This is a genomic window from Kribbella sp. CA-245084 (genome assembly GCF_050942355.1).
In the GTDB taxonomy this organism is placed as follows: Bacteria; Actinomycetota; Actinomycetes; order Propionibacteriales; family Kribbellaceae; genus Kribbella.
This window is the reverse complement of record NZ_CP192053.1, coordinates 1789940-1814846: the sequence shown is the minus strand read 5'-3', so window position 1 is coordinate 1814846 and position 24907 is coordinate 1789940. Positions and strand designations below refer to the sequence as shown.

Below are 24907 nucleotides of genomic sequence, written 5' to 3'. Positions count from 1 at the left end.
GCCCTTCAGAGGTTAGCCTTTGACGCCGGACGACAGGTTCGTCGAGATGAACCGGCGCTGGAAGATGATGAACAAGGTGACCGCCGGCGCGGCCAGCACACAGGCCCCGGCGAGCACCGCACCGAACGGGTTGGCCGCCCGCGCCGACACAGTCGTCAGGTAGTTGGACAGCGAGACCGCGAGCGGCTGCAGGTCCTGTTGCTTGGTAATGAGGAACGGCCAGAGGAATTCGTTCCACGGCCCGATGAAGGTCAGCAGTACGCCGGTCAGCAGCGCCGGCCGCACCAGCGGCACCGCGACGCGCCACAGGATGCTCAACTCAGACGCCCCGTCGATCCGGGCCGCGTCGAACAGCTCGGCCGGCAACTGCAGGAAGTACTGCCGGAACACGAACACCGCAGTGGAGTTGATGAGGAACGGCAGGATCATGCCCATGTAGGAGTCAGCGAGTCCGTAGCTGCGGACGATCAGCACATACAAAGGGATCGTCAGCAGTTGGAAGGGCACGACCTGGATGAGCAGCATCAGGTTGAACACCAGCCCGCGGCCGCGGAACTGCAATCGCGCCAGCGCGTAGCCGGCGAGCACTCCGAAGACCAGCGTCCCGAGGATCACGCCACCGGTGAAGATGCCCGAGTTGATCAAGGACCGGCCGAGGTGAATCGACTTGTTGATCTCGCTGTAGTTGTGCAGCGTCAGGTTGCTGGGTTTCGGGAACGCGCCACTGACCGAGGGGTCCGGTTCGGCTTGTAGCGAGCCGATCAGCATGTAGTAGAAGGGAAACAGGAACACGAAAGCGCCCACGAGCAGCGCGATGAACTTGCCCTTCATCAGTCCTCCTCCCTCCCCACGAACCGCCGCTCGATCAGAGCAAGCAGCAAGACGCCGATCACCAGCAGCACGCCGATCGCCGACCCGACGTCTGGGTGTCCTTGCTCGATGCCGCGCTGGTACATGATCAGGACCGGCGACGCGGAGGCCCCGTCTGGTCCGCCGCCGCCGGTCAACAGATACGGCTCGGTGAACAGGTTCGCGCCGGTCACCGTCGCGACCAGAACCACGAGAGTGGTCGCGGGTCGCACGCCAGGCACGGTCACGTTGAGGAACGACTTCCAGCGCCCGGCGCCATCCATCGACGCTGCTTCATACAGGTCCTTGGACACGTTCTGCAGCGCAGCCAAATAGAGCAGGATGAAGAAGCCGAGCTGCTTCCAGGTGACATAGATCGCGACCGTCGGCATCGCAAGCTTCGAGTTCACCAACCACGACGGGTCTGGCGCCAGCGGCCCGAGGATCGAGTTGACGAGACCGTTGGAGTTGAACAAGAACAGCCACACGCCCACGACCGCGACGCTCGCGGTCACGTACGGGACGTAGTACGAGACCCGGAAGAACGTGCGCCAGCGGATCGCCGCGTTCAACGCGTTCGCCAGCCCTAGCGACAGTACGACGGTGAGCGGGACGTTGATCACCAAGAAGACCAGCACGTTGACGAACGCCCGCTGCACCGCGGGATCCGACAACACCGTCACGTAGTTGTCGAACCCCACGAACGGCCGGTCCACGACCGCGCCGGGCGCCGCGAAGAAGTAGTCGTGGAACGACATGTACACGGCGAACCCGAGCGGATACGCGAACACCGCGGCCAGGAACACGACGTACGGCGTGACGAACGCGGTCCCGGCCGGATGGTCACCCAGGATCCGGCCGAGGAACCCGCGCCTCATGACTGTTTGACGAGTTGATCGACCTTCTGGGCGGCGCCGTCGAGGGCCTCACCGACGTCTTGCTGGCCGAAGATCACCGACTTGGAGTAGGCGTCACGGAAGGTCTGCCAGATCGTGATCGAGTTCGCCACATTCGGCACCTCGACCGTGCGCGAGGCCTGGTCGGCGAACACCTTGTAGTCAGGGTTCTTCGCGAAATAGTCCGCATACGTGGCCGCGACGTCCTTACGCAGCGGCATCTGCCCGGTCGCGGCCAAGAACTTGCCATCCTGGTCCTTGCTGGTCGCGAACTTCAACACATCCCACGCCGTGCCACGGTTCTTGCACGCCGAATACATCCCAACGTTCTTCGCATCACTGAACGTGTGGATCTCCGAGGCCGGCTTCCCCGCCGAGGTCGGGACCGGGACGACACCCCAGTCGACCTTGCCCTTATAGGTCGCGATCGCCCACGGACCCACCACCGCCATCGCCGACGTCCCGTCAACGAACGCATCACCGGTGTACTTCTCCGGCGAAGCCAACTTGTCCTGATACATCGTCCGCCAAAAACCCGCGACCCGCTTCCCCTCGTCGGAGGCGAACGTCGACTTCCCGTCCTCGATCAACTGCTTCCCGCCGGTCTCGGCCGCATACAACGGATAGAAGTCGAACCACGACTGATAGAACTCGTTGCTCGGCGCCGGATAGATCGCCACCTTCGCCGCCTTCGCCGCCACCACCTTCCGCGACGTGGCCAAGAACTCGTCATAGGTGCCAAGCGCCGGAGTGGTGATACCGGCCTTGGCGAAAGCCTTCTTGTTGTAGAAGATCATCACCGGGTTCGACTTCCACGGCAGCTGGTAATACTTCCCATCCGTCGACTTGTACTGCTGCGCCACATCCCCCGACCGATCCTCGATATACGACTTGCCGTCCGGGAACGAATCCAGCGCCACCAGACCGCCCTGCTTCTGGAACTGCGACACCGACGCCGGCGAGGTGTTGAAGATCAGACACGGCGCATTCCCCGCCGTGATCGCCGCCCCGATCACCTCCTCCGAACTCTTCCCGGTCGGAATCTCCTGCGCGGTGACCTTCTGATCCGCATGCTCAGCGTTCCAGGCAGCCACCATCTGCTTGCCCCAGGCCACTTCCTCGGCATTGTTCGAATACCAGATCGTGATCGGTCCACGTGCCTTGGCCGCGGCGTCGGCGTCACCAGAGCCGCCGCCGCTGTCGCCACACGCGACGAGGGAGCCGGCCAGGACAACGGCCAGCAGTCCAGCTTGCAACTTCATGTTTCCTCCAGGGGACTACACGGGGGGACTGCGGTGGGGCTACACCGCGGGCGATGCGGTGGAGCCGCGGACGACGAGCTGCGCGGGCGGGAGCTCGGCGTCGGGTACGTCGTCCGCACCGTCGACGAGCTGGTTGAGCGTCAGCGCCGCCGCCTCGCCGAAGCGGAACGGGTCGGCGCGGACGGTGGTCAGGCCGGGGTGGACGTACTCGGCGAGTTCGCTGTCGTCGAAGCCGGCGATGCTCAGGTCGTCCGGCACGGTCAGCCCGGCTGCCTGGGCCGCACCGAGACCGGCGATCGCCATCCGGTCGTTGGCATAGAAGATCGCGGTCGGAGGCTTCGGGAGGGCGAGCAGTCGGCGCGTGGCCTCGATCCCGCCCGCGGCGGTGAAGTCACCGGTCTCGGTCAGCGGCTCGAGCCCGGCCGCGGCCAGCGTCTCGATGAAGGCGGTGGTGCGCGCGGTCGCGTGGACGAAGGCGGGCGGACCGGCGACCTGGGCGATCCGCGTATGACCCAGCTCGACCAGATGCTCGACGACGGCCCGAGTCCCAGGCCGGTCGTCCAGGATGACCGCAGGGAACGGCGACTCGCCGTCCGGCCGGTTCAGCGTCACCGCGGGCAGACCGAGCTCGAGGAGCAGATCGATCCGCGGATCGTCATGCCGGAGGTCGGACAGGAACACCCCGTCGACCCGCCCGTCCTGCGCGAGCCGTCGGTACCCGTCCGCTTCGGACTCACCGGCCGTGACGACCTGCAGTACCAGCGCCTGACCACGTGTGGACAGAACGCTCTCGACTCCGGCGATGAACGCCGGGAAGAACGGATCCGACGACAGCACGGCCGGGTCCCGGGTGATGACGAGGCCGAGCGCGAACGCCTTCGAGACCGACAGCGAACGGGCCCGGTTGCTCGGCCGCCAGCCGAGCTCGTCGGCGGCCGCGAGGATCTTGTCGACGGTCGCCTGCGCCAGCCCGGGCCGCCCGTTGAGCGCGAATGACACCGAGCCCTTGGACACGCCGGCCCGCCGGGCCACATCCGCGATCGTCGGGCGCTTGCTCACTCGATCCTCCATTTAAACCGGTTTAAACAGAACTTAAACCGGTTTAAATCCATCCGTCAAGGGATGGGATCAGACTGCGAGGGTGGTCGTGACCGCGCCCAGTTCGCGGAGCTGACGCTGTCCCCGCGCTCGGGCCGCACGGTCGGGAGACGTCGCCAGCACGACAGCCTGCTCGTAGCGCTCGCCGAGACGGCCCCACGCATCGGCGGCCGTTTCCCAGTCGCCGGCCAGCGTCGCCGCCCACGGTCCGGGCGCGTCGATCGGAGCCGGTACGTCGATCCCGGCACGGTTCAGATACGCAACCAGCTCGCTGTGAACAGATGGGTGTCCGGCGGCCAGCGCGAGGGCCCGCCGTACGTCGTCGGTGAGCGAGCCCAGCGAGCCGTCCAGCCAGGCGAGTTCGACCTGCGCCACCGCCAGTTGCGTCGCCACGAAGCTGTCGTCCGCAAACGCCTCGTCCGCAAGCGCAGTCGCCAGGACCTCGCCGGCTTCCGGATCGCCGCGCCGCGCGAGGAGCCGGGCGAGGAGGCTCCGAGCGAGCGCTGCCATCCCGCCTGGTTCCCCCGGCGCGTCCAGCAGTTCCCGGAGGACGGCGATCGCGCGGTCCCAGTTTCCGCGGCTCGCCTGAACCGCGGCCGTGGTGAGCCGCAACCGATACTGCCCCGCGAAGAACTCCCCGTCGGCCGCAGCCCGGAGCCCACCGGCGACGTACTTCTCCGCGTCGTCCAGGCGGCCACTGCGATAGGCGCCGCCCGCCGCGTTGACGTAGCACCGCACCAGCGTTTCGACCCGGCTGTCCGCCCCTGCCAGCGAGATCGCGCGCTGTAGATCCGCCTCGCCGCGTGAATCGCCCCGGGCCAGGCGGGCGTCGCCGAGATAGCAACTGGCCTGCGCTTCCAGTTCGGGCCGGCCGAGACGCTGCGCGAGCTGGAACGCCCGCTCGGCCGCCGCCTCCGCGCGCTCGATGGGCTCGGCGACGATGCCGACCGTCGCAAGGTTGCTATGGGCGCGGGCCACCTCGATCAACGCGGCCGCAAGCCGGGCATCGTCACCCAGCGGTTCGAGAACCTCGACGGCCTGGTCCGCCGCCTGCCTCGCCCGCATTGGACCGCGCGCGAACATCGCGACTCGGGCCAGCACCAGCAACGCCTCGGCTCGCAGTACGGCGTCGTCGGCATCCGCGGCAGCCCGGACACCTGCCTCGGCGGATTCCAGCCCGGCCGCGAAACGGTTGACGACGTACAGCGAGTAGGCCCGCCGGGTGAGCAACTCTGCAGCAACGCGCGGAGCGAGCAGCGCACGATGCCGCAGTACGACGTCCAGTACGCCGACGGCCTGTCGATGCGCACCGAGCCGAGCAGCCTCGAGCGCCGCGGCCGGACCGTACTCGAGGATGACGTCGATCCGCCCGGCCCGCTCGGCGTGGTGCACCAACCGGGACGGCTCCACCTCAGGACGCCCGAGGAGTACGTCGAGCACCTGTTTGTTGGCCTCGATCCGCTCTCCGGCGGTCAGCGCGGACTCGATCGCCTGCCTGGCCAGCTCATGGCGGAAGGCAACGGTCGCGTTGGTCCCGGTCACGATCCCGGACCGCTCGACCTCGAGCAGTACGCCGGGATCCGCAAGGTCCTCGGCCAGCCAGCGCTCCGCGCGGGTCGGGATGACGGACAGTCGTTCGACCAGTGTCCGCGCAGGAACCGACAGCGTGCCCAGGCGCGCGAGGACGGCATCGAGGACGGTGTGCGGTACGCCGGTCCCGCCGCCCGCGAGCACCTCGGTGACGAAGAACGGATTCCCCTGCGTCACGCGATGAATCTCGACCGCCTCCCCCGGACCCACCGCGCCAAGCCGTCGTACCGCCTCGACACTCAACGGCGGAAGGAGCACCCGCCTGACCGACGGACCGGTCAGGCTGCCGAGCAACTGGCGGAGCGGATGACCGGCATCGATCCCGGTGTCGCGGAAGGTCAACACCAACACCGCGGGGATGCCCGGGAACCTGCGCGCGAGGAAGCGGATCGCATCCAGGGTGGCGTCATCGGCCCAGTGGATGTCTTCGACCACCACGACCGACGGACGCTCGGAGAACACGCGCAGCAGCCCAGCCGGACGGTCACCGGACAGCGCCGCTGCTAGCTCGGCATCGTTCTCCGCCATGTCGCGGAACGGCCCGAGGCTCCGCGGCGCCAGCAGGTCGTCACACCCGCCGACTGCTACCCGGATCGCAGGATCCAGTTGATCGAGGAAGGCGCGCACCAGGGCAGACTTCCCGGCGCCCGCCTCACCCGAGACGAGCATGACGACACCACGGCCTTCGTCTACGGCGAGATCGCACGCCGTACCGAGTTGCGCCAGCTCCGCGTCGCGCTCGACCAAGTGCGTCCGGCCGGCAGCCCGGAGTACCGGCGGAGGCTGCTGTCCGGGATCGACGGCCAGCAAGCGATCACGCAGTACGACGGCTTCGGGCCCTGGCGCGAGACCCAGCTCGGTGTGCAGGACTCGTTCCATACGCGCGTAGCGACGCAGTCCGTTCGTGCGATCTCCGGCGAGCACGGATTCGCGGAGGAGTTCGACATGCGCCTCCTCGTTCGCGGGGTCCAGCGCGAGGAGGTCCTCCCACCGGCCGGCACCGCGGAGGAGGCGCAGGACCCGTAGGCGCAATCGTTCGCGGGGTTCTTCCAGCCACGACTCGGACAGGTCGTCGGGCAACAGCTCACCGGCCAGCTTCAGCGCCTCGGCGCAGGATTCGGGCGATTCAACGGCGAGCGCGCCCTCGGCCGCGGCCTCGAAGGTGGCGGCGTCGACGTCGAGCCGCGCGCCCGGGAACAGCGCGATCACCTCGCCCTTCAGCACGACCGCATCCCGATCACCGAGAACGCCGCGGGCATAGTGCGCGGCCTTGTGCAGCCGTGGCAGTGCGACGTCCAGCGTGAGTTCCGGCCACAGGGCATCGACGACGCGGTCCCGATGGAGCCGGCCGTCAGGCGACAGGGCCAGCAGTTTGACCAGCGCGGCCGCACCCCGCCGGGTCCACCGGTCCGCGGTGATCGGCGCACCGTTCACGAGGACGACGAAGCCGCCCAGCAGCTGCACGCTGACCTGCATGTCTCGGATCGTAGGCGTCAGAGGAATCCCCTTCTACAGCACGAACTGCGTGACCTCGGCTTTCATCGCCGAGCTGACCTTCCGCAGCAGCTCCCGAATCTCGTCGAGACTCCAGGTGTACGACGCGACCGACTCTGTCGCCTCGAACAGCGCGATCGAGAGCTCATCGCGCGTGGCCTGGTACTTCGTGAGCGCCACCTCCGGTCCGGTCAAGGCATCGCTCAGGAGCTCGGCGTCGCGCAGGGCGTCGGTCATTCCGTGCGTGGTGATCGGGTCCTTGTAGTAGCCCGCGTCGCCGACCAGCGCCCAGCCCGGTCCCCACGCCTGCCGGAAGAATCCAGCTGCACCGGCCCAGCCGTGCATCCGATCCACAGGAGTCGCCGGGATCAGCAGGTCGGTCAGGCTCGGCGCCATGTCCGCGAGCACGGTCGCGAAGGCCTGCTCGGCACCGTCGCGGCGGAGCGATCGCATCCGTGTCGGCGTGGTCGCAACGAAGACACAGGTCGCGCCGTCCGTTGTGGGCAGCAGACCAGCGGCCCCGCCCGGTGCGTAGGCCCACTCGTAGCCCGTGGACTGCACGCCGGCGTAGTACCGGTACAGGACGGCGCTGCACGATCGACCCCGGCGTACGACGGGAGCGCCGGTCGCCGACGCGACGGTCGAGCGAATGCCATCGGCACCGATCGTGATCCCGGCGGTGAGCTCCGAACGATCCTGCAGGCGTACACCGGTGACCCGACCGTTCTCGTCGCGCAGCAGCGCGGTAACAGCTACTCCGTGCCGGATCTCCGCTCCCGCATCGGCCGCGGCATCGACGAGGATCCGATCGAGGAGTTGACGACGCGGTGCGTACAGGGCATCCACCCCACCACCCGGACGGATTGACACTTGCTCGGGCTCGCGATCGCTGTAGTGGAACGTCGTACTCCGGATCGGCGGCGTACCGGTGAGCTTGTCCAGCAACCCCCACCGCGACAACTGCATGGTGCCGGCACGCATCAGGCCATGGGTCGAGACGGTGTCGCTGCCATACGCGGACCGCTCGACCAGAGCGACCTTGGCCCCGGCCCGCGCCAGCAGCATCGCGGTCGACGCTCCCGCAACCCGGCCGCCCACGACCACCACGTCGTACTGCGCGTTCATGCGGCAGGCTCCGCCCTGCACGCCAGCAGGTGCTGGACGACATACGCCGCGTCATAGCGCGCTCCGTCGATGAACGCCGAGTCGCGTCGATGCTGGAAGCGCTGGCCGACGACGTACACACCGGGTGCCGCGGTGATGCCGCGAGCCTGCTGGATCTGACCGTCCGGACCCGTTATCGGCAAGCGGAGCCAGGGGTAGTCGGGTCGGTATCCGGAGGCGACGAGCACGGTGCTGATGCCTGCGCGGTGCACGTCGACGACGGGTGTTGGCGCTGGCGCCACCAATGCAGCGGGCCGCTCGAGCGCGGCGTCACCGACGTACTCGTCCAGTGCGTCGAGCAGGCGGTTCATGCGCGCATCGGCCGCGGCCGCAGTCTCGGCCAGGTCCGGCCGGAAGCATGCCCGGCTCCCGTCCATTCCGTCGAAGCGACCGAGTAGCCGGACGCCTCCGGCCTGCAGTGTGACCAGGTCGAGCTCCCCGGCGCGGCCAGCCAGCTGCATTGACGGTTCCCGTCGGGCCGATGCCGGATCGCGGACCTCGTCGATGGTGCGGGCCAGCCGCCCGGTGCGCTCCAGCCACCAGAAGACATCCTTGCCGCGGTACGAACGCGGCACTCGCGTGTGCCGGCCGACCGACAGGTACACCTCGCGACCGGCCCGGTTGAGCTCGTCGGCGATCTGCACGCCGGAGGCCGAGGCCCCGATCACCAGCACACCTCCCGGCGCGAGCTGCGCCGGGTTGCGATAGGCGGCCGCGGTCACGACCTCACGCAGCCCGGCCGGTACGCGGGGTACTCCTGGACCGGTCGCGATGATGACGTGCCTGGTGCGCCAGGTGCCTCGATCCGTGACCAGCCGGTACGCACCGCACCCTGCGGTGGACAGCTCGAGCACCGTGGCGCCGGAGACGACCGGCGCGCCGAACGACTCCGCGTAGAGCTCCAGGTGCCGTACGAATCTGCGGGCCGGCAGGAACCCGTCGGCGTCCGGCCCGCCGTACTCCCAGTGTGGTAGGCGCATCATCCAGTTCGGCGAGAGCAGCCGCAGCGAGTCCCAGCGCGCGGTGCGCCAACTCTCACCGATCCGGCCGCGGTCGACGACCACATGATCGCGACCGGCCTCGGCGAGCAGCCGACTGACGGCGAGACCGGCATGGCCGGCGCCGATCACAACAGTGTCGATGGTGTCGATGGTGGTCATCCCGGTCCCCCTCGGCTCGTACGGCGGTTGGTCAGGCGCAGATGACGTCGATGGCGACAGGCGTCGGGTTGACGAGGACGTCGTACACGGCGGACCGGCGGCGGGACTGCTCGACGATGCCGCGCAGCGTCTCCTCGTCCGCGTCGCCCTCGATCGTGAACGCGACCCGGATCTGCTCGTAGCCGTTGCGGACCGAGCCGTCGGACAGGCCGAGGATCCCGAGCAGGTCGATGTCGCCGGTGACGGTCGACGTGACCTTGGTGAGCTCGACACCGCGGGCAGCGGCGATGTTGGCGACGCCGGCCGTCAGGCACGCCGCGATCGCGTGCAGCAGGTACTCCACCGGCGTCGGCCCGTGGTCCGTGCCGACCAGAACCTCGGGGTGGTCGAACTCGACCACGGTGTCGGACTTGTGCCTGAGCTCCTGCATGGCGCCGAAGAAGTCCGACGCGGTGGAGCGGCTGTGGGTCCCGGACACCCAGGTGTTGCTCGCCCGGAACTGGAACTTGGCGATCTCTTTCTGCCCCTTGACGGCGTCGATCGTCGCGAACAGCGTTGCGGTGTCCACGCCATTTCGGCGTGGGCTCTCGGTTGCGGTGGTCATGGTCCCCTCCTCGCTGGGTGGTGTCTGCCGAGGACGCTAGGAGGGCTGCCTTCCCGGGCTCTTCCCTCGACCTTCCCGTGCGCAGTGCCGCGCTATCAGGGGGAATTCGCGCACTTCTTTGCAAGTTTGCCCTTGACCGCACGGTCATCTCGTCGCTTAACTTGTTCGGCAGTGACGCACCCAGCCGGTAGCAGGCCGATGGCCTGAAGTCCGGTTTTCCGGCGCCAGGGTTCAGGTGAGACCCGAGGCGGGGTCGCGTCCCCGGGACCGATGGAGCAAATCGTGTCCAGACTCTCTCGCCGCCTCCTCGCCGGAGTCGCGGCCACCGCCCTCGCAGTCACAGGAACCGTTCTCACCCGCACCTCTGCCGACGCGGCCGTCACCCTGCCGCCGACGCACGCCAAATTCGACTACCAGATCGGCGGGGCCTACACGCCGCCCGCCGGCGTCCAGGTGGTCACCCGCGACCGGACCGCCGCACCGGCGGCCGGGCTCTACAACATCTGCTACGTCAACGCCTTCCAGGTCCAGCCCGGCGAACAAGGACAGTGGGACTCCGACCTGCTGCTCCGCGACGCCAAGGGCAAGCTCGTGATCGACCAGGACTGGGGCGAACCGCTGCTCGACTTCCGTACGGCGGACAAGCGGAGCCGGATCGCCGCCAAGGTCAACGGCTGGATCGACGGCTGTGCGGCCAAGGGGTACAAGGCGATCGAGCCGGACAACTACGACAGCTATACCCGCTCGAAGAAGCTGCTCACGGCTGCCAACGCGAAGGCGTACCTGACGCTGCTCGCCACGCACGCACACTCGAAGAACCTCGCTATCGCCCAGAAGAACACGGTCGAGCTGGCCGGTTCCCGGCAGGCGATCGGCCTGGACTTCGCGGTCGCCGAGGAGTGCGGCACGTACGACGAGTGCGGTGACTACGTCGATGCCTTTGGCAACAACGTGATCGTGATCGAGTACACCAACAGCGGTCGCACCAAGGCCTGCTCGCAGTACGGCGGGACGTTGACGATCGTGCAGCGCGACGTCGACGTCTCGACTCCGGGTGATTCCGGATACGTCCGCAAGACCTGCTGAATTCCTTCCTCCATCGCTCTGGAGACCCTCATGCATGCTCGAACTCTGTCCCGCCGCGACGTCCTCCGGGCCGCGGCCGCCGCAACCGTCGCGGGCTCGCTGGCCGCGTGCGGCAAGAACGACGACGAAGGCGCCGATGCCAACGGTGTCGTCACGCTCGACCTCTGGCACGGCCAGGTCGACACCGGTAAGGCCGCGATCGATTCCTTGATCACCGCGTTCAACAGCAGTCATCCGAATATCAAGGTGGTCGGCGGCGGTGGCGGGGTCACCGCGGACAGCATGCTGCAGAAGGTCACCGCCGGTCTGGCGGCGGGGTCCTACCCGGATATCGCGTACATCTTCGGGTCGGACCTCGCCAGCCTGACCAAGAGCCCGAAGGTCGCCGACCTGACCGGCGCCCTGAAGATCGACGACTACTGGCCGGCCGCGAAGGACGCGGTCAGCGTGAAGGGCAAGGTCCGGGCCGCGCCGGCGCTGCTCGACTCGCTCTGCGTGGTCTACAACAAGAAGTTGTTCGCCGCGGCCGGCGTACAGCCGCCGAAGGACGGCTGGACCTGGGACGACTTCGTTGCCACCTCGAAGCAACTGACGAACCCGGCGAAGGGCATCTTCGGCACCGGCTGGCCCGGGGTCGGCGACGAGGACACGGTCTGGCGGATCTGGCCGATGATCTGGGACCTCGGCGGCGACGTCGTCAGCAGCGACGGGAAGAAGGTCGGCTTCGACTCGGTCGGCGCACAGGCGCTGGGCACACTGGACCGGCTCCGCACCGACAAGTCGCTGTACGTCGACCCGAAGCCCGGCAGCGAACAGCTCTACCAGGTCTTCCTCGGCGGGCGGATGGGAATGGTTGCCACCGGCCCCTGGCAGCTCCCGGAGCTGAAGGACGCCGGCGTCGACTACGGCGTCGTACCGCTGCCGTCGTACTCCGGGAAGCCGTTGACGATCTCCGGGCCGGACACCTGGACGGTCTTCGACAACGGCAAGGCGAAGGTCAAGGCGGCCACCGAGTTCGTCGCCTGGCTGGCCGAGCCGGCGCAGGACATCCAGTGGGACATGAAGGGTGGCAGCCTGCCGATCACGAAGGCCACGGCCGAGCTGCCGCAGTGGAAGAAGCATTCCACCGAGACGAACGGGCTGGACGTGTTCGTCAAGGCGCTCGACACGGCGAAGGTGCGGCCGACGATCACGACGTACCCGCAGATCTCGCAGCACCTGGGCGAGGCGATTGCCTCCGTACTGCTCGGGAAGGCGAGCCCCGATGACGCGTTGAAGCAGGCCGTTGATCAGTGCAACCAGGTGCTGGCGGTGCCGAACTGATGGCCAGTGTGGTCGGGACGTTCACGCTCGACCCGCGGAGCAAGGCAGCGAAGCGGCGCGCGCGGGGTGAAGGTGCGACCGGATGGGCGTTCGTCAGTCCGTCGGTGGTGATCATCCTCGGGCTCAGCGTCGTACCGGTGTTGTGGTCGTTGCTGTTGTCGTTCCAGGTCAACGATCTGGTGTCGCCCAGTGAGTGGGTCGGACTGGCGAACTACAAGGCGTTGCTGAAGGATCCGGCGTTCGGATCGGCGGTCTCGCACACGCTGATCTACACGGTTCTGTATGTGCCGTTGAGCGTGATCGCGGGGTTGGCGATCGCGATCGCGCTGGATCGGAAGATCGCGTTCATCGGGTTGTACCGGACGTTGGTGTTCGTGCCGTTCGTGGTGTCGGCGGCGGCGCAGGGCGTGCTGTTCTCGTTCGTGCTCGACCCGGAGTTCGGCGTCGCGAACTCGGTGCTGCACAAGCTCGGGTTGCCGGCGCAGGGGTTCTTCAGCGATCCGGGGCAGGCGCTCTATCTGCTGGTCGCGATCTCGTTGTGGAGCGGGACCGGGTTCTGCGTGATCGTCTATCTGGCCGGCCTGCAAGGAGTTTCGAGCGAGCTGGTCGAGGCGGCGCGGATCGACGGCGCCGGGCGCTGGGGCGTACTGCGGCATGTGACGCTGCCTGCGTTGACGCCGGTGACGATCTTCCTGGTGCTGTTCCAGACGATCAACGCGTTGCAGGTGTTCGATCTGGTCTTCGTGACCACGAAGGGCGGGCCGCTCGGGTCGACGACGGTGATCGTGTACTTCATCTGGGAGAAGGCGTTCAAGACGTTCACGGCCGGCTACAGCGCGGCGGCGGCGTACACCTTGGCTGTCGCGTTGCTGGTGATCGGTGTGGCGCTGCAGATCTACCGGCGGAGGGTGGCTTCGCGATGAAGCGTTTGCCCTTCAGTGCTTGGCACTTCGTCCTTGCGCCGTTGGCTTTGCTGTTTGCCTTGCCGCTGGTGTGGTTGCTGGTGAGCTCGGTGATGAGCAACGCGGAGATCAACCGGTTCCCGCCGGCGCTGTGGCCGCACGGCATCAACCTCGGCGGGTACCGGTATGTGCTCGGGAACGCGTTGTTCCCGCGGTGGTTCCTGAACTCGTTCATCGTCTCGGCGGTCGCGGTGACGGCGAACCTGGTGCTCGGTTCGCTCGGCGGGTACGCGTTCGCGCGGATCCGGTTCGCCGGGTCGAGGATCGTCCTCGGGCTGATGCTGGCCACGATGGTGATCCCGTTCCAGCTGACGATGATCCCGACGTTCCTGGTGATGAAGGAGCTCGGGCTGATCGACACGCTCGGCGCGCTGATCGTGCCGTCGCTGGTCACGCCGCTGTCGGTGTTCCTGTTCCGGCAGTTCTTCGTCTCGCTCCCCCGTGAGCTCGAGGAAGCGGCCTGGATCGACGGGTGTGGTCGGCTACGGATTCTGATCTCGATCGTGCTGCCCTTGGCGAGGCCGGCGCTCAGCACAGTCGCCGTACTGACGTTCCTCGCGACCTGGAACGACCTGACCTGGCCGTTGATCGCGATCAACAGCGACTCGACGTACACGCTGCAGCTCGGCCTGACCACCTTCCAGGGCCAGCACCACACCCAGTGGGCCGCCGTGATGGCAGGCAACGTGATCACCGTGCTGCCCGTACTGCTCGGTTTCCTCCTTGCCCAGAAGGCGTTCATCCGCTCTCTGGCATCCACCGGACTCAAGGGATGACATGACTTTCGACCTTCTCGTGATCGGTGACGCGAATCCCGACGTGGTGGTCGGGCCGGTCGCGCAACCGATCCTCTTCGGGCAGAAGGAACGGCTGGTTCCTTCCGGCTCGCTCGTCCTCGGCGGCTCGGCTTCGATCATGGCATGCGGCGCGGCACGGCTCGGGCTGAGCGTCGCGTTCGCGGGCCGGGTCGGGGACGACGCCGCCGGGGCCTTCGTCCGTACGACGCTCGCTGAGCGCGGGGTCGACGTGTCCGCGCTGGTGACCGACCCGTCGCTCCCGACCCCGCTCACCACCATCCTCACGTCGGGGGACGATCGCGCGATCCTCACCTCCCCCGGCTGCCTGCCGGCCGTCACTGCGGCCGACATACCAAACCGTATGGTCTGCTCGGTGCGGCATGTGCATGCGGGCTCGTTCTATCTGCTGCCCGAGTTGGCGGTCGGGTTGGCGAGGATCTTCAAGGAGGCCAAAGCCGCGAAGGCGACTACCTCGCTCGACCCGAACGACGACCCGGCTGGCACGTGGGACCGGACGGTTCTCGATCCGATCCTGCGAGTCACCGACTACTTCCTCCCGAACGCTGCCGAGGCCCTCGCGCTGACCGGCCATCATTCGGTCGTCGACGCGGCCGGCATCCTCGCTCGCCGCGGTCCGCTGGTCGTGGTGAAGAACGGAGCGGAGGGCGCTCTTGCCCACAACGGTTCCAGGGTCCTCACCGCACCGGCTGTGAAAGTGGAAACAGTCGACACCGTCGGCGCAGGTGACAGCTTCGACGCCGGATGGGTGGCCGCCGTACTCAACGGGATGAAACCCGACCGTGCCCTGGCGATCGCGGCCGCCTGCGGTTCGCTCTCCACCCGCGCAGCCGGCGGAACCGCCGCTCAACCGACTTGGGAAGAAGCCACAGCATGACGAAGATTGCCTTCATCGGTGCCGGCAGCGTGGTGTTCACCCAAGGCCTGCTGGCTGACCTGTTCGACCTCGACCTGGGTCCGTTGCACATCGCGCTGCACGACATCGACCCCGAGCGGCTCGACACGGCGGCAGCAGCCGCGTCGTACCTGGCTCAGGACCGGCCGGTGCAGATCACGGCACACCTCGAACGGCGGGCAGCCCTCGAGAACGCGGACTTCGTGATCAACATCGTCCAGGTCGGGATGAACGAGGCGACGAAGCTCGACTTCGAGATCCCCGCGCGGTACGGGATCCGGCAGACCATCGGCGACACGCTCGGCGTCGGCGGCGTGTTCCGCGCGCTCCGGACCTTCCCGGTACTGCGTGGGCTCGCGGCGGACATCGCCGACGTCTGCCCGGACGCATGGCTGCTGAACTACACCAACCCGATGGTGATGAACGTCTGGTACCTGAAGGCCCTCGGCGTACGGAACGTCGTCGGCCTCTGTCACTCGGTCTACTGGACGATGCAGGGCCTGTCCGAGCTGGTCGGCGTCCCGTACGAGGACGTCACCTACCTGGCCGCCGGCGTGAACCACCAGTCGTGGGTACTGCGTTTCGAACGCGGCGCCGAGAACCTGTACGACCGGTTGGACGAGGCCATCGCCGCGGATCCCGAGCTGCTGCGGCGGGTGCGCGTCGACATGTACCGGCGGCTCGGGTTCTACCCGACGGAGACCAGCGAACACTCCTCGGAGTACGTCCCGTGGTATCTCGGCCACGCTTCGGAAGTCGACCGCCTGCGGTTGCCGATCGGCGCCTACCTGGAGATCGTCGCGGAGAACCTCGCGTCCTACGAACAAACCCGCGGTGCCTTGAAGGCCGGCGAGCCGCTGACTGTCGACCCGACGATGGAGTACGCCCCGCAAATCATCCACAGCATCGTGACCGGCACCCCACGCACCGTCTACGCCAACGTCCCCAACACCGGCCTGATCCCCAACCTGCAGTCCGGAGCCGTCGTCGAGGTCCCCAGCTTGGTAGACGCTACGGGCGTCCAACCCACCGCGGTCGGCGAACTCCCACCCCAGTGCGCGGCCCTCAACCGCTCGTACCTCAACGTCGCCGAGCTCACCGTCCAGGCCGCCATCGACCAAGACCCGCGCGCGATCCGGCAGGCCGTCATGGTCGACCCGGCAACGGCCGGGACGCTACCGGTCGAGAAGATCTGGGCCCTGTGCAACGATCTGGTCGTTGCCCACAACAACTACTTGGATCCGTCGTTGAGGGCGGCCCTCAAGTAGTCGCGGTACGACGCGAAGCCGGCCAGCACCTCGGCCGCGGTGGGCTCGCCGGTCAACGCTCCGACGCCCTCGCCCGCGTAGATCGACGCGCGGGCGGGGTCGGCGGCCTTGCTGCCGTCGACGTACTCGGCATGGCCGGCGTCGTCCGACTTCAGCTCGTCCTCGCGGCCTTCCCAGTTGTCGAAGTACGCGTTCCGCAGGGCCCGGCCACCGAACTCGTCCGGCCAGCCGGCCCGCGATGCGGCGTCGAAGACCGTGCCGTAGACGGTGGCCGTCTCGTCCGCTGCGATGATCGCCTGACGCGCCGGTGCCTTGGTCTGTGCCTCGACGCAGGTGAGGAACGCCGTCCCGATCCACCCACCAGCAGCACCGGCCGCCATCACAGCAGCCAGACCGCGTGCTCCGGAGATCCCGCCGCCCGCGAGCACGGGCAGGTCAGTCAGGTCGAGGATTGCCTGCAGCAGCGGCAACGTAGCCACCGAGTTCCGCCCGTGCCCACCGGCCTCCGCACCGCGGGCCACGATCAGATCCACCCCGGCGTCGATCGCCTCGCGCGCATCCGCGACCGTGCCGGCCTGGGTCGCGACCACGATCCCGGCTGCCTGCAGCGTCCCGACGTACGGCGCGTAGTCGCCGAAGCTGAGCGATACCAGCGCGGGCTTCAGCTCCAGCACGGCCTCGAGATGTTCCGGGCACTCCTGCACCGACCACGCCATCAGCCCGATCCCGTACGGCTTGCCGCTCTCCGCCGCGATCGCGCCCTCGGTCCGGATCCAGTCAGCCGTCACCGCCGAGCCGGCGCCGAGCATCCCCAGCCCGCCGGCCGTCGAGATGGCCGCGGTCAGCCGGCCGCCACTCACATTCGCCATCGGCGCACCGATCACCGGCACGGACAGCCCGAACGTCTCCGTCAGCCACATGTGCTCATCATCACCCATCACAACCTCGGGCGGTCCGTGCGCATCGAGGGAGTGACGAAAGGAACCTGACGTGCGGTTTTGGCGGAGTTGGTGTGCGGTCGCGGGAGTGCTGGCCGCGCTGGTGGCCGTGGCAACGCACACCTCACTCGTGCCTGCCACGGCGCGACAGGCCACGCCCGCGGCACAGCCGGCGTGGAGTGCTGCGTGGATGACCGCGCTCCAGCAGCCCAATGCGAACCAGAACTGGTCCAAGCAGGGATTCGCCAACCAGTCGGTGCGCCAGGTGATCCGGCTGAGCTCGGGCGGGTCTGACGTACGGATCAGGATCAGCAACCAGTACGGCGTACGGCCGCTGGAGCTGACCGGTGCGACTGTCGCCAAGGCGGCGAAGGGCGCGGCGGTCGTGCCTGGATCGGTGCAACCGATGCGGTTCGGAGGCGCCGACTCGGTCAGCATCCCGGCGGGCGGTCAGCTCACCGGCGACGCGGTTCCACTGCCCAGCTTGACCAGCGGCACTCAGCTCGCGATCACTCTGTACTTCGCTGGCCAGACCGGTCCGGCCACTTTCCACGAGTTCGGCGCGACGGGGGCGTCGTACCGGGCGGCGGGCGACCAGCTCACCAACGGCGGGAAGGCGTACAGGGAGACGAGTGGTGGCTGGTATTTCCTGGCCGGTGTCGACGTGACCCCGGCCAGCGGCGGTTCGGTGGTTGCCTTCGGGGACTCGATCACAAACGGCTACACCGCTGCGCCCGGGCGGAGGTACCCAGACCTGCTGGCCGCACGCCTCGCCCCGTCTGGCCGCCCAGTGCTGAACGCCGGGCTCGGCGGCAACCGGCTGCTGACCGATTCAGCCTGCTACGGCGAGAGTGGCCTCACCCGGTTCCACCGCGACGTGCTGGACGAGCCCGGAACCACGACAGCGCTCGTCCTCATCGGCGTCAACGACCTCGGCTACCCCGCGCTCCCGCCGACGACCTGCACGACCCCGAATCCCCCGATCACCTCCGCCCAGCTCATCTCCGGCTACCGGGCGCTGATCCGCGACGCCCATGCTCGCGGCATCATCGTCGTCGGAGTGACCCTGAGTCCTTTCCGCGGCGCATCGGTCTACACCGCCCACAGCGCGCAACTCCGGACGGCCGTCAACGCCTGGATCACCACGAGCGGCGAGTTCGACGCCGTCGCCGACTTCGCGAGCGCTCTCGCCGACCCGGTCGATCCGGCCCGGCTGGCGCCGAAGTACGACAGCGGTGATCACCTGCACCCGAACGAGGCGGGCTACCGGGTGATGGCCGACGCCGTCGACCTCAAAACCCTGTGAGCACAGCGAAAGGGCCGGTCCACCTGGACCGGCCCTTTCGCTACGTGCTGCTCAGAACTTGTAGACGTCCGACTGCGGGTCGCCGTGGCAGCGCTTGTACTTCTTGCCCGAGCCGCACGGGCAGGCCGCGTTGCGCGGAGTACCGGCGTACTCGAGTTTGCCACCCTCGACCGCGTCCTCGTGCTGTGCGACCTCGTCGTCACCGTCGATGGTCGGCGCGGAGTACGTCAGCCGCTGCGGGCGGCTCTCCGTGCTCAGACCCTTGGCGCGCAGGCGCGGCGTGTCCCGCGGCCGCGGCGTGTCCTGCGGCCGGTCCTCGTCGTCGCCCTCGGTCCGGCCGGCGAACTCCGCGACCGGCGCACCCGGGGTGAGGATGTCCTCGATCCGGCGGCCGGCCAGGTTGTCCTCATCGGCCAGCGCCGCCTCGGAGGCCAGCTCCATCTCGGCCCGCATCGCCTCGATGTCGACCTCGACGTTGAAGATGAAGCCGACCGACTCTTCCTTGATCGATTCCATCATCGAGGCGAACATGTCGTAGCCCTCGCGCTGGTACTCGACCAGCGGGTCGCGCTGCGCCATCGCGCGCAGGCCGATGCCCTCGCGCAGGTAGTCCATCTCGTACAGGTGCTCGCGCCACTTGCGGTCCAGCACGCTCAGCACGACGCGCCGCTCCAGCTCGCGCATCGCCTCCTCGCCGAGCAGCTCCTCGCGCCGTTCGTACGCCGCGTTCGCGTCCTCGAGGAACCGCTCGACCAGGAAGTCCTGCGTCAGACCGGCCTTCTCGCCGCCGGCCTCCTCGACCAGGTCCTCCTCGGTCAGCTCGGTCTGGTACAGCGTCTTCATCGCGGTGAACAGCGCGTCCAGGTCCCAGTCCTCGGCGAACCCGTCCGCGGTCGCGCCCTGCACGTACCCGGTGACGGTCTCCTCGAGCATGTCGTGCACCTGGTCGCGCATGTCGGCGCCCTCGAGCACGCGGCGGCGCTCGTCGTACACCACGTGGCGCTGCCGGTTCATCACGTCGTCGTACTTGAGGATGTTCTTCCGGGTCTCGAAGTTCTGCGCCTCGACCTGGCCCTGTGCCGACGCGATCGCCTTGGTGACGATCTTGTTCTCCAGCGGCTGGGTGTCGTCGTCGTTGCGCGACATCGCCCAGTCGACCATCTCGCGCTTGAACAGCCGCATCAGGTCGTCCTCGAGCGACAGGTAGAACCGGGACTTGCCCGGGTCACCCTGCCGGCCGGCGCGACCGCGCAGCTGGTTGTCGATCCGGCGGGACTCGTGCCGCTCGGTGCCGAGGACGTAGAGGCCGCCGAGCTCGCGGACCTCTTCCTGCTCCTCCTTCACCTGCTTCTCGAACTGCTCGAGGAGGTTCGGGTACTCCGACTCGTACTCCTCGACGTCGTCCGCCGGGTCCAGGCCGCGGGCCCGCAGCTCCTTGTCGGCGAGGAACTCCGGGTTGCCGCCGAGGATGATGTCGGTACCACGGCCAGCCATGTTGGTGGCTACCGTGACCGCACCGCGGCGGCCGGCCTCGGCGACGATCGCGGCCTCACGGGCGTGCTGCTTCGCGTTCAGCACCTCGTGCGCGATGTTCTCCTTGAGCAGCTGCCGGGACAGCCGCTCGGACTTCTCCACGCTCGTGGTGCCGACCAGGATCGGCTGCCCGGTCCCGTGCACGTCGACGATGTCCTTGACGACCGCGTCGAACTTGGCGTCCTCGGTGCGGTAGATCAGGTCCCGCTCCTCGACCCGGATCATCGGCTTGTTGGTCGGGATCGGGACGACGCCGAGCTTGTAGACCTTGGAGAACTCGTTGGCCTCGGTCATCGCCGTACCGGTCATGCCGGCCAGCTTGGAGTAGAGGCGGAAGTAGTTCTGCAGCGTGATCGTCGCGAGGGTCTGGTACTCCTCCTTGATCTCGACGCCTTCCTTGGCCTCGATCGCCTGGTGGAGACCCTCGTTGTAGCGCCGGCCGTGCAGCGTCCGGCCGGTGTGCTCGTCGACGATCAGGACCTCTTCCTGGCCCTGGCTGCCGACGACCACGTAGTCCTTGTCCCGGTGGAACAGGTCCTTGGCCTTCAGCGCGTTGTTCAGGTAGCTGATCAGCGGGGTGTTGGCCGACTCGTACAGGTTGTCGATGCCGAGCCGGTCCTCGACCTTCTCGATCCCGCGCTCGAGGATCGCCACCGTACGCTTCTTCTCGTCGACGTCGTAGTCGGCGACCCGGCGCTTGGTCTCGTCGATCTCCAGGTCGGTGACGCGGGGGTTCTTCCGCTTCAGCTCCGCCTCGTCGCCGAGGGTCCAGGCCTTCAGCACGTTCGCGATCCGGGCCATCTCGACGTACCAGCGCTGGGAGTCCTCGGCCGGGCCGGAGATGATCAGCGGGGTCCGGGCCTCGTCGACCAGGATCGAGTCCACCTCGTCCACGATCGCGTAGTTGTGCTCGCGCTGGACGCAGTCCTCGATGCTGCCGGCCATGTTGTCGCGCAGGTAGTCGAAGCCGAACTCGTTGTTGGTGCCGTAGGTGATGTCCTTGTTGTAGGCGATCCGGCGCTCGGCCGGGGACATCTCCGGCAGGATCACGCCGTAGTCGAGGCCGAGGAAGTGATACACCCGGCCCATCCACTCGGCCTGGTACTTGGCCAGGTAGTCGTTCACCGTGACCACGTGCACGCCCTTGCCGGACAGCGCGTTCAGGTACGTCGGGAGGGTGCCGACCAGGGTCTTGCCCTCACCGGTCTTCATCTCCGCGATGTTGCCCAGGTGCAGCGCCGCGCCGCCCATGATCTGCACGTCGTACGGGCGCTGGTGCAGGGTCCGCTTGGCGGCTTCCCGGACCACGGCGAACGCCTCGGGCATCACCGTGTACAGGTCTTCCCCGTTCTCCACGCGTTGCTTGAAGTCCGCGGTCTGCCCGCGCAGTTCCTCGTCGGACATGGCGACGAAGTCGTCCTCGATGGAGTTGACCATCTTCGCGATGCGGGTGAGCTCGCGGAGGATCTTGCCCTCGCCGATCCGCAGGACCTTGTCGACAACCTTCATGGTGGGGAGTTCTCTCCTTGCTGCTGCTGCCTGGAAGCGGGCGACGCCGCATGGCACGGCCGACCCCAGTGGGAAGACGTGCGTCCCCCATCGTACGGGGCCGGGTGTGCCAAGCCACGCCCGCAGCGTGCCCGAGCGACTGTCACAGGGTTATCCGACCCACGCTCGAGCGGGCCGGAAAGTTCCCAGCACTCTCTCAGAAACCTCGCAACGCGTCACTGAGCGCTGGCGAAAGGTCACCGCCACCGGCCACCCGGACCTGGTCCAGCCCGAGCCAGCCGGCCAGCTGGACGAGCTCGGCGGCCAGCTCCTCGGCGGTCTCCACCGGCGCCTTCGGCTCGGCGTGCGCCGACTGGACCAGCAGTACGCCGCCGGTCCGGTCGGCCTTCAGGTCGACGCGGGCGACCAGCCGATCACCGAGCAGGAACGGCAGCACGTAGTACCCGTAGATGCGCTTCTCCGCCGGGACGTAGATCTCGATCCGGTACCGGAAGTCGAACAGCACCTCGGTCCGCGTGCGCTCGAACACCAGCGAGTCGAACGGGCTGACCAGGGCTCGCGTGTTCACCCGGCGCGGAAGCCGCGCGTCCTTGTGCAGGTACGCCGGGCGCTTCCAGCCGTCGATCCGGACCGGGACCAGCTCGCCCTCCTCGACCAGCTCGGCGATCGCCTGCAGCGTCGGCTCCGGCGCGGTCCGGAAGTAGTCCCGCAGGCACTGCGCCGTCGCGACGCCATGAGCCCGCGCCGCGATCGAGACCAGACCGCGGTGCGCTTCGTCGAGCGTCGGCGTCGGCGTCTCCACGACATCGCGGGGCAGCACCCGTTCCGGTACGTCGTACAGCCGCTCGAACTGCTGGTTGCGGCGGGCGACGGTGATCTCGCCCGCGAAGAACAGGAACTCCAGGGCCTGCTTGACGTCCGACCAGTTCCATCCCCAGTTGTCCTTGGTGCGCTCGACGTCGTCGTCGATCTCGCGGGCGGTCAACGGGCCGTGCGCGCGGACGTCGGCGAGCACCTGCTTGACCAGGTCCGGACGCTTCTGCGCGATCGACCGCGGACCGCCCCAGGCCTCCTCGGTCGCCCGCGCCATCCGCCAGCGCATCAGCGGGTGGGTCTCGACCGGGATCAGCGACGCCTCGTGCGCCCAGTACTCCACCAGGCGTCGCGGCGCCTTGCCGGCTGCCCGATCGAGCAGATCTCGCGGATACGGCCCGAGGCGGGAGTAGAGCGGCAGGTACTGCGTGCGGCTCAGCACGTTGACCGAGTCGATCTGGACGAGCCCGATGCGGCCCAGCACTCGGCTCAGGGCCCGCATGTCCGGAGTGCCCTTGGGCCTGGGGTCGGTGAACCCCTGGGCCGCGAGCGCCACCCGGCGCGCTTGAGCGGTCGAGAGCTGGAGCTGCGTCGTCATGGGGAGATTCTGCCGGGTAGCACCGACAGAAACCGTGCAGTACCTGGGCGGGCATAACTCCGGAGTTACCGAAAGTGGGAGGTGCGCTACGGATGGTGTTCGGGAGAGCCTGCGAGGAGGCCACCCGCCCGCGTGGCCCCTATCTCCCTGGAGTGAGGCATGACAGGAAAGAAGCATGTGGTCCGCGCTGCCCTGGCGGCCGGCGTACTGACCGCGGCGTCCCTAGGTGCGGTGGCCGTAGCCGGCTCCGCGTCGGCCGCGCAGTCGCCGGACGGACCCAAGACCCGGATCGTCGGCGGCACCGTCGCGCACACGGCCGACACGCCCTGGGCCATCCAGCTCTCGAACAGCGGCTCCCCCGACCCGACCGGAGAGTACTGCGGGTCGACGCTGGTGGCGGCGAACAAGATCGTCACCGCGGCCCACTGCACCACCGAGGCCGCGTCGACCTACACCGCGATCCAGGGCCGGGATGTGCTGAGCGACAAGTCCACCGGCAAGGAATCCAAGATCAGCAACATCTGGGTGGACCCGGAGTACGGCAAGTCGCCGGGCCACGATGTCGCGGTGCTGACGCTGGCCACGCCGTTCGACGGCGTACCGACGCTGGCACTGGAGACCGACAAGGCAGCGGACACGGCCGGTGCGGCGTCGATCGTCTACGGATGGGGCGACACCGAGGACACCGGACCGGCGGACACCTTCCAGAAGGTCGACGTGCCGGTGCTGGGTGACGACTACTGCGCGAAGGCGTACGCGAGTGAGGGCTACGCCCCGGACGGCGAGATCTGCGCCGGCTACGAGGACGGCGGCAAGGACTCCTGCCAGGGCGACTCCGGCGGTCCGCTGGTCCTGAACGGCCGCCTGTTCGGTGTCGTCTCCTGGGGCGTCGGCTGCGCGGACGCCGGCAACCCGGGCGTGTACGCCGAGGTCGCGACGTACGCGGCCGAGCTGCAGGCCCAGATCGACGGCTGACCACTCGTAGGGCGAAGCGAGGGGCCGGGCGACTGCCCGGCCCCTTCGTCGTGCTCCTCCCGAGGTCTAGACGGCCAGGCGGATCACGCCGTAGTCGTAGCCGCGGCGGCGGTAGACGACGCTGGGCTGGTTCTCGTCGGCGTCGACGAACAGGTAGAAGTCGTGCCCGACCAGTTCGAGCTCGTAGAGCGCCTGGTCCAGGGTCATCGGCTTGGCGGTGTGGGTCTTCTCCCGCATCACCAGCGGTCCATCGCCGGTGACCAGGACAGATCCGTACTTGTGTGTCGCCACCTCGTCCTCGGCGACTGGTTCCTCCACTACCGGTGCATTGCCGTTGAGCGGCTGCTTCGCGTTCACGTGCCGCAGGCCCTCCGGGCCGCGCTCACCGCGGTGCACCCGGCGGCGGTCGGCCGCCTTGCGGACCTGGGACCGGAGCCGGTCCAGGCAGACGTCGAACGCCGCCTGCTTGGTCTCGCCGCAGGCTTCTGCGCGGACCACCGGACCCTTGGTGTACATGGTGAGCTCGACACGCATCGCCCGATCGTGCTGTCGCGGGTTCTTTTCCTGGCTGACTTCCACCTCGCAACGCAGTACCCGGTGATCGACCTTCTCGATCCGCTCGAGTTTTTCCTCGACGTACTGCCGGAAGCGGTCACTGACCTCGCAGTGATGACCCTTGACAACGACGTCCACGGAAACCTCCATCGATCGGCGACTCTCTGTTACGTCTCCGGACCCCCGTATTTCGTGTCCTCGCTCTGTCGGTGGC

At 68.0% G+C, this 24907-nt stretch carries 20 protein-coding genes; 8 read left to right on the top strand and 12 right to left on the bottom strand.

What is annotated here, in order from left to right; all coding sequences use genetic code 11:
* Nucleotides 1–12: 12 nt before the first annotated feature.
* The 8 genes from ACQPYH_RS08900 to ACQPYH_RS08865 all read right to left on the bottom strand — a co-directional run bounded on the left by ACQPYH_RS08900 (nucleotide 13) and on the right by ACQPYH_RS08865 (nucleotide 10117).
* Entirely contained in the window at nucleotides 13–831 is an 819-nt protein-coding gene (locus tag ACQPYH_RS08900; RefSeq protein WP_432888915.1) for a carbohydrate ABC transporter permease, read from the bottom strand.
* A complete protein-coding gene (locus tag ACQPYH_RS08895; RefSeq protein WP_432888913.1) occupies nucleotides 831–1727 on the bottom strand; it encodes a carbohydrate ABC transporter permease in 897 nt (298 codons plus the stop codon). The genes ACQPYH_RS08900 and ACQPYH_RS08895 overlap by 1 nt, the downstream gene beginning before the upstream one ends.
* Nucleotides 1724–3007: an extracellular solute-binding protein gene (locus ACQPYH_RS08890; protein WP_432888911.1), complete on the bottom strand. Its 1284-nt coding sequence runs from the start codon at nucleotides 3005–3007 to the stop codon at nucleotides 1724–1726. Before ACQPYH_RS08890 ends, ACQPYH_RS08895 begins: the two co-directional genes overlap by 4 nt.
* Nucleotides 3008–3046: 39 nt before the next feature.
* Entirely contained in the window at nucleotides 3047–4066 is a 1020-nt protein-coding gene (locus ACQPYH_RS08885) for a LacI family DNA-binding transcriptional regulator (protein ID WP_432888909.1), read from the bottom strand.
* Nucleotides 4067–4135: 69 nt separating this feature from the next.
* Nucleotides 4136–7171, bottom strand: a complete 3036-nt coding sequence (locus ACQPYH_RS08880; RefSeq protein WP_432888907.1) for an ATP-binding protein — start codon at nucleotides 7169–7171, stop codon at nucleotides 4136–4138.
* A 33-nt stretch (nucleotides 7172–7204) separates the two neighbouring features.
* Nucleotides 7205–8314: an NAD(P)/FAD-dependent oxidoreductase gene (locus ACQPYH_RS08875; protein ID WP_432888905.1), complete on the bottom strand. Its 1110-nt coding sequence runs from the start codon at nucleotides 8312–8314 to the stop codon at nucleotides 7205–7207.
* The gene (locus ACQPYH_RS08870; RefSeq protein WP_432888904.1) at nucleotides 8311–9513 is read right to left on the bottom strand and encodes an NAD(P)-binding domain-containing protein; all 1203 of its coding nucleotides are present in this window, start codon (nucleotides 9511–9513) and stop codon (nucleotides 8311–8313) included. Before ACQPYH_RS08870 ends, ACQPYH_RS08875 begins: the two co-directional genes overlap by 4 nt.
* 31 nt (nucleotides 9514–9544) lie before the next feature.
* Nucleotides 9545–10117 carry an OsmC family protein gene (locus tag ACQPYH_RS08865; protein WP_432888902.1) on the bottom strand — a complete coding sequence of 191 codons (573 nt, stop codon included), beginning with the start codon at nucleotides 10115–10117 and terminating at the stop codon, nucleotides 9545–9547.
* A 282-nt stretch (nucleotides 10118–10399) separates the two neighbouring features.
* Here ACQPYH_RS08865 and ACQPYH_RS08860 point away from each other — a divergent pair, with 282 nt between their 5' ends.
* From ACQPYH_RS08860 to melA, 6 genes are read left to right on the top strand one after another with little or no spacing between them, the layout of a single operon-like run.
* On the top strand, nucleotides 10400–11203 hold the full coding sequence (locus tag ACQPYH_RS08860; protein WP_432888900.1) for an endo alpha-1,4 polygalactosaminidase: 804 nt from the start codon (nucleotides 10400–10402) through the stop codon (nucleotides 11201–11203).
* A 30-nt stretch (nucleotides 11204–11233) separates the two neighbouring features.
* Nucleotides 11234–12526 carry an ABC transporter substrate-binding protein gene (locus ACQPYH_RS08855; protein ID WP_432888898.1) on the top strand — a complete coding sequence of 431 codons (1293 nt, stop codon included), beginning with the start codon at nucleotides 11234–11236 and terminating at the stop codon, nucleotides 12524–12526.
* Entirely contained in the window at nucleotides 12526–13449 is a 924-nt protein-coding gene (locus ACQPYH_RS08850) for a carbohydrate ABC transporter permease (protein ID WP_432888896.1), read from the top strand. The genes ACQPYH_RS08855 and ACQPYH_RS08850 overlap by 1 nt, the downstream gene beginning before the upstream one ends.
* Nucleotides 13446–14264, top strand: a complete 819-nt coding sequence (locus ACQPYH_RS08845; RefSeq protein ID WP_432888894.1) for a carbohydrate ABC transporter permease — start codon at nucleotides 13446–13448, stop codon at nucleotides 14262–14264. The genes ACQPYH_RS08850 and ACQPYH_RS08845 overlap by 4 nt, the downstream gene beginning before the upstream one ends.
* 1 nt (nucleotide 14265) lies before the next feature.
* Entirely contained in the window at nucleotides 14266–15180 is a 915-nt protein-coding gene (locus tag ACQPYH_RS08840; RefSeq protein WP_432888892.1) for a carbohydrate kinase family protein, read from the top strand.
* Nucleotides 15177–16466: an alpha-galactosidase gene (melA, locus tag ACQPYH_RS08835; protein ID WP_432888890.1), complete on the top strand. Its 1290-nt coding sequence runs from the start codon at nucleotides 15177–15179 to the stop codon at nucleotides 16464–16466. Before ACQPYH_RS08840 ends, melA begins: the two co-directional genes overlap by 4 nt.
* On the opposite strand, the gene ACQPYH_RS08830 is transcribed toward melA, so the two are convergent.
* On the bottom strand, nucleotides 16430–17386 hold the full coding sequence (locus ACQPYH_RS08830) for an NAD(P)H-dependent flavin oxidoreductase (RefSeq protein ID WP_432888888.1): 957 nt from the start codon (nucleotides 17384–17386) through the stop codon (nucleotides 16430–16432). The genes melA and ACQPYH_RS08830 overlap by 37 nt on opposite strands.
* A 70-nt stretch (nucleotides 17387–17456) precedes the next feature.
* Between ACQPYH_RS08830 and ACQPYH_RS08825 the strand changes: the two genes are divergently transcribed.
* Nucleotides 17457–18710, top strand: coding sequence for an SGNH/GDSL hydrolase family protein (locus tag ACQPYH_RS08825; protein ID WP_432888886.1), 1254 nt, complete (start codon nucleotides 17457–17459; stop codon nucleotides 18708–18710).
* A 51-nt stretch (nucleotides 18711–18761) separates the two neighbouring features.
* Here the strand turns inward: ACQPYH_RS08825 and secA are convergent, their stop codons facing one another.
* On the bottom strand, nucleotides 18762–21752 hold the full coding sequence (gene secA, locus ACQPYH_RS08820) for a preprotein translocase subunit SecA (RefSeq protein ID WP_432888884.1): 2991 nt from the start codon (nucleotides 21750–21752) through the stop codon (nucleotides 18762–18764).
* Nucleotides 21753–21948: 196 nt separating this feature from the next.
* Nucleotides 21949–23163 (bottom strand): winged helix-turn-helix domain-containing protein, encoded by a 1215-nt coding sequence (locus tag ACQPYH_RS08815; RefSeq protein WP_432888882.1) that lies wholly within the window; start codon nucleotides 23161–23163, stop codon nucleotides 21949–21951.
* Between the two features lie 159 nt (nucleotides 23164–23322).
* Between ACQPYH_RS08815 and ACQPYH_RS08810 the strand changes: the two genes are divergently transcribed.
* A complete protein-coding gene (locus ACQPYH_RS08810; protein WP_432888880.1) occupies nucleotides 23323–24138 on the top strand; it encodes a S1 family peptidase in 816 nt (271 codons plus the stop codon).
* Nucleotides 24139–24204: 66 nt separating this feature from the next.
* On the opposite strand, the gene hpf is transcribed toward ACQPYH_RS08810, so the two are convergent.
* Nucleotides 24205–24831: a ribosome hibernation-promoting factor, HPF/YfiA family gene (hpf, locus tag ACQPYH_RS08805; RefSeq protein WP_198681653.1), complete on the bottom strand. Its 627-nt coding sequence runs from the start codon at nucleotides 24829–24831 to the stop codon at nucleotides 24205–24207.
* Nucleotides 24832–24907: the final 76 nt, after the last annotated feature.

Excerpts from the sequence above, each read along its gene's own strand:
- ACQPYH_RS08900 (WP_432888915.1), bottom strand. The coding sequence starts at position 831 with ATGAAGGGCAAGTTCATCGCGCTGCTCGTGGGCGCTTTCGTGTTCCTG.
- ACQPYH_RS08895 (WP_432888913.1), bottom strand. The coding sequence starts at position 1,727 with ATGAGGCGCGGGTTCCTCGGCCGGATCCTGGGTGACCATCCGGCCGGG.
- ACQPYH_RS08890 (WP_432888911.1), bottom strand. The coding sequence starts at position 3,007 with ATGAAGTTGCAAGCTGGACTGCTGGCCGTTGTCCTGGCCGGCTCCCTC.
- ACQPYH_RS08880 (WP_432888907.1), bottom strand. The coding sequence starts at position 7,171 with ATGCAGGTCAGCGTGCAGCTGCTGGGCGGCTTCGTCGTCCTCGTGAAC.
- ACQPYH_RS08875 (WP_432888905.1), bottom strand. The coding sequence starts at position 8,314 with ATGAACGCGCAGTACGACGTGGTGGTCGTGGGCGGCCGGGTTGCGGGA.
- ACQPYH_RS08870 (WP_432888904.1), bottom strand. The coding sequence starts at position 9,513 with ATGACCACCATCGACACCATCGACACTGTTGTGATCGGCGCCGGCCAT.
- ACQPYH_RS08865 (WP_432888902.1), bottom strand. The coding sequence starts at position 10,117 with ATGACCACCGCAACCGAGAGCCCACGCCGAAATGGCGTGGACACCGCA.
- ACQPYH_RS08855 (WP_432888898.1), top strand. The coding sequence starts at position 11,234 with ATGCATGCTCGAACTCTGTCCCGCCGCGACGTCCTCCGGGCCGCGGCC.
- ACQPYH_RS08850 (WP_432888896.1), top strand. The coding sequence starts at position 12,526 with ATGGCCAGTGTGGTCGGGACGTTCACGCTCGACCCGCGGAGCAAGGCA.
- ACQPYH_RS08845 (WP_432888894.1), top strand. The coding sequence starts at position 13,446 with ATGAAGCGTTTGCCCTTCAGTGCTTGGCACTTCGTCCTTGCGCCGTTG.
- ACQPYH_RS08840 (WP_432888892.1), top strand. The coding sequence starts at position 14,266 with ATGACTTTCGACCTTCTCGTGATCGGTGACGCGAATCCCGACGTGGTG.
- melA (WP_432888890.1), top strand. The coding sequence starts at position 15,177 with ATGACGAAGATTGCCTTCATCGGTGCCGGCAGCGTGGTGTTCACCCAA.
- ACQPYH_RS08830 (WP_432888888.1), bottom strand. The coding sequence starts at position 17,386 with ATGTGGCTGACGGAGACGTTCGGGCTGTCCGTGCCGGTGATCGGTGCG.
- secA (WP_432888884.1), bottom strand. The coding sequence starts at position 21,752 with ATGAAGGTTGTCGACAAGGTCCTGCGGATCGGCGAGGGCAAGATCCTC.
- ACQPYH_RS08815 (WP_432888882.1), bottom strand. The coding sequence starts at position 23,163 with ATGACGACGCAGCTCCAGCTCTCGACCGCTCAAGCGCGCCGGGTGGCG.
- ACQPYH_RS08810 (WP_432888880.1), top strand. The coding sequence starts at position 23,323 with ATGACAGGAAAGAAGCATGTGGTCCGCGCTGCCCTGGCGGCCGGCGTA.